General features: G+C 59.8%; 2 protein-coding genes. Both read right to left on the bottom strand.

Going from position 1 to position 6,961, the window contains the following annotated elements:
• The coding region (locus VGY55_02515; GenBank protein ID HEV2968833.1) for a DUF1559 domain-containing protein at nt 1-796 on the bottom strand (796 nt) is incomplete at its 3' end.
• A 53-nt stretch (nt 797-849) separates the two neighbouring features.
• Nucleotides 850-6,870 (bottom strand): autotransporter-associated beta strand repeat-containing protein, encoded by a 6,021-nt coding sequence (locus tag VGY55_02510; GenBank protein ID HEV2968832.1) that lies wholly within the window; start codon nt 6,868-6,870, stop codon nt 850-852.
• Nucleotides 6,871-6,961 lie beyond the last annotated feature (91 nt).

The raw sequence follows: 6,961 nt of genomic DNA, 5'->3' as shown, positions 1-6,961 counted from the left end.
TCATCCCGTCGGTGATTTCGCGCGGCCGGATTCGCGGGGCGACGAGCGCGCCCGTCTTGCCCTGAGCGATCAAATCGCTGATGTTCAGCAAAACGCCTTGGTTATTGACATAGCGCTGGTTAGTGGCCGGATTGATGATTGGGCTGCCCTGAGAATTGGTCCCACTCGGCCCGCTGTTGCCGCCGTAGTCGATACAGGCCAGTCCTTCTCCGGTGCCGGCATCCAGCTTGCCGTTGCCGTTCAGGTCCGCGATTCGCCCCTCGGGACCGCGCGAGGGATCGCCCGAGGGAAGCAGTTGCACGTGGGTGGTGCTGGGACAGAGATAGATGGGAATCAACATGTTCGTCGGCCCGGATAGATCCGATTTCCAGTTCGGCGGTTGGCGATGATCTTGGTTAAAGAGGATTAGGCTGTGAAGGGCCTTCTGTTCGACGAAATCGAGGAAATAGCTGCACCACGACCAAGTCCGGTTGAACGGCGGAGCATTCGAGTAGTCGGCCTGACCGGCTGGGAAATATCCAAATGCACCCAAATAGTTGTGCATCCCCAGACCAATCTGCCGCAAATTATTCCCGCACTGCATCCGCCGAGCCGCTTCGCGGGCGGCCTGAATTGCCGGCAGCAAAAGCGCGACGAGAATTCCGATGATCGCGATCACGACGAGCAATTCAACGAGGGTAAATCCTCGCGGACGGCGCCGCCGGATTCCCGCGATGCGGGGGCTCGCCGTTATGTTCTCTTCGTCGATTGGAATTCGAACCGAACCCTTTCGCATCGATGCGATCGCGATGAGCATGTTCCTTGACTCCCTCTGACAATCCTCTCAGGGGCGCGACAACCGATTATCCATCATGGCCTCGATTTGAGCAATCGTTTTCGCTCGGCCACAATTCCGAGCGCGAGAGCGCCCACGGCAGCCAACAGAATGCTCGATGGCTCTGGAACGGTCGTGAGATTGCCGCCCACCGACGAACTGCCTCCTGCTCCCAATTGGACGGCGACCGAATGACCCGATTGCACGGCCTCGGTCGCGAGCACCGAATCCGTTGAACTCAAATCGAATGGGCCGCCGACGGACACAGAGCCGGCGATCGCAAAACCTCCGCTCGCCTCGCCTGAAGCCAGCGGATTGCCGCTGGAATCGGAGGCATCGATGGTCACGCGTCCCGGATTCCCGGCAGTCCCGCCGATTATCAGCGATCCCTGAACGATATGATTGGCAGTCAGGTCGCTACCGGCGTCGACCTGTGTGGTGCCGGCGCCGTCGATGGAGCCGACCTGCTGGTGGATACCGCTGATCAACACGCCTGCCGCCGCCGTGCTATTGTTCAGAATGTCGGCCCGACCCTTGAGCAAGAGCGGATCCAAGGCGGACTCTGAGCCCGCCAGTTCCAAGTTGCCAGTGCTGCCGGTAACGGTCACCAGAACGCCGGTACCGACGAACACCGAGCCGCTGTTGACATTGAACTTCAGTTTGCCGGCATTGACATTGATGTTGCTATTGGGACCGAGCGATGGAGCGCCATCCACTTCGAGAGTTCCGCCGCCGGACTTGGTTAGCGTGCCACCCGAATGCGCCGTCGTCCCGTTGGATAGGTTAACCGTACCTTGAAACGACGTGCTCGTCGATTGATTGTCGGTCAGGGACTTGCCCGCGGCAACTGTCAGGTTAGCAGTCCCCCCGCCCGAGATGGCCGACGACAAGCTGCTGACGACCTCATTCGATTGCAAAGATGCGAGGGAGACGGCAGCGGAGGCCGCGTTGACGGCCAAGCCGCCGGAGCCGAGGGCGCCGTCGGCGGTCGTCTGGAGGGTCCCGTTATTGACCGTCGTGCCTCCGCTGAATGTATTGACAGCGGCGAGAATGACGGTGCCCGATCCGTTCGGTTGGCTGCTGCCGACGAGCAAGCTATTACTCACGGGGCCGGCGCTGTCCGTCAGCACGCCGTTGGATACGGTGAGCGCTCCGCCGCGCCCCCCTAAGCGGTAGGTATTACCGGCCCCGGGAGCGAGCATGGTGCTAGTCAGCGACTCCGCACCGAACGCCCCAATGAAGGCGCTGCTGCCGCTCGTGCCGCTGAGAGTGCTGTTATTGGTATTGAGCGCGAGAATGCCGACTGATGCCGAGTCGACGAGAATGCTGGCGTCGAAGTTCGTATCGATCGACATGGTTCCCCCGGAATTGATCAGGGCAGTTGCGGCGGTATTTGCCCCCATGGGCGGGGTGGGGTTTCCCATGACGAGATTCATTGCCGTGTTGACGCCTAAGATGCCATTGGCGTTGATAGCGACGTCGCCGCCGTAGATCTTTCCCACGTTCGTTCCACCCGCCAGGGCCAACTTCCCACCGTTGATCGTCGTACCGCCGTTGTAGTTGTTCGTGCCTGTGAAGGTCAGAGTTCCGGTGGCAGTGCTGCCGAGAACGATGCTGCCCGCCCCGGTTATCGTGCTGGTCAGCGTGGAAACGGCGCCGGGTCCGAAGGTGGTGGCGCCCGTCTCGTTGATTGTGAGCACCGTGCCTCCCAGGTCGGTTCCCGTCAACATGACGGTCTGGGCTATCGTGCCCGAACTGGCGGCAAAACTACTGGCCAGGTTGCCGATCGTTTGGGCCTCATTGCGAAAATTCACGGTTGTGTTGCTGACCGTGTCGGTGGTGGGCTGCTCACCGAGTGTTAGGTTGCCCGTCGGCATGACGGCGGTGCCGAAGAGGGAACTGTTTCCATCGCCCACTGCGATGGTTCCGTTGCCGACCAGGACATTTTCGTTCGACGTGTTGACGCCATCGATGAACAGATTGCCCGTACCCTGTTTTTGCAGCAAGCCGGGACCGGAGATCGTGCCTTTGAGAGTCAAGGACCCGGTTAGCGGCGGCGTCGCCGTTGCCGACGATAGGGGAATGTTGATGATCGAATTGGTCGCCAGCGCCACGTTGCCGATGTAAGTGGTATTGTTTCCCGAAGCGGTCAGAAGTGCGCCGGCCGTGCCGCTGTTGCTGCCGAAACCCGATTTGGCCGCGCCAATCCCGTTTAGCGTGAGGGTCTGGCCCACGGTGCCGTAGGTAAACCCCTTGTTCAGAAGGAGTTGACCGAAGGGGTTGACGGTAATACTGCCGCTGGTGAACGAAAGATTGTCTCCGCCCCCGACCGAGACGGTGACGCCGTTGGTGCCGGCGGGATTGCCGATGATCCAGTTGCCCGTGACGACATTGTTGCCCGCCACCGCGTTGAGGAGGATGCCCGTGCCTGGGAAGTTCGTGGCATTGCCGCCCGCGCCGAAGGTGAGCGTGTGGCCGTTGTCCACGAAGAGTCCGGTCTCGGCGAAGTTCGTCGAGTAACTCTTGGGGCCGCCCGTGCCGCCGGGTTGACTTAACGCATTGGTCACCATTTGGAGCGTTGAATCGCCGGTGAGCGTCAGTGCGCCGACGGTGAGCCGCGGTGTTCCGTTAGCAAGATTCCCGTTGCCGTTGACGGTCAGTGTGCCGTTGAGCGTTAGCGGAGTGGCACGATTCCCGTCGATGGTCAACGAGGGGGACTCGGAAAGCCCCGAATCTGTCGTCTGGGTGCGATAGATTTGGAACGTCGCGTTGCCGGTGACGCTCAGCGAACTCAAGGAGTTCAAGCTCGCGTTGCCGGAAGTCGAGGCGGCATCGACGAACGTCGTGCCATCCATCAGGGCCAGGCCGTTCGAGAAACCGGTTGGACCGAAGAAGCTGGCCGGATTGGAAGAACTGCTACCGCTACCTGTCTTAATTCCGACCGTGAGCGTTCCTTGATCGACCTCGACAAGTCCCGCCGTATTGAGGCCGCCGCCATACGTGAATCCGCTATTCGTAACCTGCAACTCGCCGCTGCCAACCTTGTGGAACGCGCTGGTATTGTTGAGCACGATTTGCGGCGCGAGGCTGTTGCCGCCGCTCAAGACGACCGTGTTGGCCTGCGTGTCCAGCGTGCCATCTACCGGATTAAAAACCGCGGGGTCGCCGACGTTGATTGTGCGCGTCGAACTAAAGCCAGCCGTCGTTCGCAACGTCCCGCCGTTGAGCATCACAGAACTTGAATTGCCCAAGCGGGCGTCGGAGTCGACGCTGACCACTCCGCTATTGATTCTTACAAAGCTGGTCGATGCATTCGTGCCGCCTATCGTCAAGACACTGTTGTTCTGGTTCTGAACGACGATCGCTCCACCGCCACTGATGTTGTGAGAAAAGGTCCCACTCGCCGCCTGGGCAAAGACGAGCGACCCGTTGTCAATTACATCCGTCGGCAGACTTGTCGTGTTGCCTTGCAGGGTGCCGCTGGCAATCGTGGTTGTACCGGTGTAGGTATTTGGCCCGGTGAGGATCAACGTGCCGGTCCCTCTCATTGTCAGGTTGGTGCCGACAATCTGCGCGCTAACGGTGACCTTGTCTCCCGCATTTGTGACGGAAATTGCGGGGGCCGTGATCGTGTTTGCCCCGCTGCCGGCGATCGTGTATCCACCGGTGTTGAACTGCAGGCCAGCGGCGGCAATGGGTGCCTGCAGCATCACCAAGTCATTTCCAGAACCATTGTTGAATGCCGCCGCAGAGCCAGAAGTCCATGGGCCGCCGGTCCAATCGGTCGCGCTCGCGTCGTTGCTCCAATTTCCCGATCCTCCGGTCGGCTGCTTCCAAATCAACGGTGTTGGCCCAGGGGTATAGACAAGCGACAGGTTTCCTCCCGAATTGGACAATGTGATCGTCGAACCGGGATCGCCGGATGGGAAGGCGGATGTGTTGACGTTGAACAGATTTGCATTGTAAGGGCCGCCGACAAAGCTACCGGCGCTGAGAATCTGCCACGTATAGCTCTGCGTGTCGACGAAATTGATAAGGCCGCCGGGAGGCGCCGTCACATTGATGGTGAACGGATTGGCCTGAGAGTTGTTCAACGTAACTGCTCCGGTCCCCATCGCTCCGACCGAGATTAAATCCCAGTCGTTCCCCGCGGCGCCGGGGGCATTGAACAGTTTCCAGTTGTAGACGCCGCCGCCGGACAGCGTGAGACTGCCGACGTTGAGCTGGCCAACTTGCGTGGTGGTTCCGGGAGCAATCGTGCCATTGACCACGACCGATCCATTTGCAGTACCGGAGCCGCCCAGCGTGCCGCCGACACCAACCGTCACCGTGCTAAGCGCATGAAGCGAACCGCTCTGCGCGAGCGACAAAGTTCCTTGACTGATCGCCGTCGGTCCAGTGTAGGTGTTCGCTCCGTCGAGCGTCAAAGTTCCCGCGCCAGACAGGGTCAGGCCTCCGGTGCTCAGGGGCCCGTTGTTGTCGATGATGCCGTCGTAAGTCAGATTGCCGTTGCCGGCCACGTTGATCGTTCCGGTCCCGCTGCCGACCGCAGGTCCGAGCGCGATTCCGCGATTGCCGCTCAAGGTGAAGCCAGCGCCGGTCACCGCCAACGCGCCGCCGTTGACAACAAGACTGCCGGATGTCGCGGTCGAGGGGACCGCGCCCAGCACATGGTCGGCGCTAACTGACAATACGCCTCCCAGTATGCTTGTGCCTCCCGAATATGTGCTGTTGGCATTCGTGAGAACCGTGGTGCCAATCCCCGATCGGACGAAAGCGACTTTTCCGCCGGCGCTGCCGTCGTTAATCGGCAGAGCAAATGCACCCGGAGAATCAGAACCACTGATCGTGAGTGTGCTCGTGCTTGGGCCGGTCGCATTGTTCGTGATGACGCTGCTGCCCGCGCCAAATTGAGTCCAGAGCGACGAAACCGTCTGATTGTGACCGTTGAGATCCAAGGTGCCGCCGTTGCCGTTCGAGTTGAATCCCCAAACCAGCGGGCTGCCGGTGGGGATCGCATTGTCGACGCCCAATTGAAGCACACCCAGCCCCGACGAACTGCTGGCACCGGCGTTGAACATCGTAAATCCGAGATATGTGTTGTGCTGATTTAGTACGACCAACCCTCCCCCGCCACTGAAACCGGCGGCGAACATCAGATCGCCATTGCCGGAGATCACGCCGTTTACGTCCAGCTCGTTGATCGTTGTGCCACTGTTGCTGGCCCCGATTCGAGCGATGAAATCGCTCCGCAAGTATGACGTGCCATGGACGTTGTTCGGATTAATGACGAAGTTGCTCGCACTGACTGTGACCGCGTTGCTGCTCGTGGTGCCAACGGCAAAACTCGCTCCATCTTTGTTTTGCCCGTCGTAGCCGTAGAGATTGACCGTGCCGCTGATTGTGGAATTGTGATCGATGAAGACGGTGTTGGCGCCGATACGCGCGCTTCCGAGGCCGAGGTAGCCACCGTAGATATTCAGATTGTTGAAGGTGGCCACGCCCGTCAGCGTGAGCGTCGTATCGCCGAAGGCGCCTGCCTGCAGGTCCGTGCCGGCGACATTGACGGTCAAGTCGCCGGGAGTGGAAAGATTGGCGTCGATTTGAGCATTGATGACGTCGGCAGTATTGCCCGCGAGAAAGTTAAAAGTGAGAGTTCCGCTAGCAAGATTCAGCGTGTTCGTGCCCGCCAAGTCATATGCCTGGGTATAGCCGAAACTGCTAGAGACCGTGGACCGCGCGTCGAACAAAACTGATTGGGCGGTAATGTCTTGCGTGAGCGTGAGCGTGCGCGAAGTCGGGGGAAACCCCGTGCCCGTGTCGAGATAGGCTGTGTTTGGGTTTGTGTTGGAATTCACCCAGGGCACCAACCCACTGGTACTGTAAGTCGGCGTCGACCAAAGAGCGCTGGTGGTGTCCCAGTTTCCGTTGGCGGTGCTTCCATAAAAGTAATTCGTTTGCCCCTGCACGACGCCGGGAGTCATCAAACAAGCGATGCACACAACTCCCAAGACGATGAGAACCGCTCGAATGCGCCCGGCAAGATGCAGTTTCATTTCAGCGACTCCCCAGGATGAAAAGCTCAATGTAATGTTTGGCGAACGAATTGCAATCAGTTCGTGCTTCGTCGGCGCGAAGCGCCGCGGG

The organism is Pirellulales bacterium (assembly GCA_035939775.1).
Taxonomy (GTDB): domain Bacteria; phylum Planctomycetota; class Planctomycetia; order Pirellulales; family DATAWG01; genus DASZFO01.
Note: the sequence above shows the minus strand (reverse complement) of the source record. Positions and strands in the feature narration are given on the sequence as shown.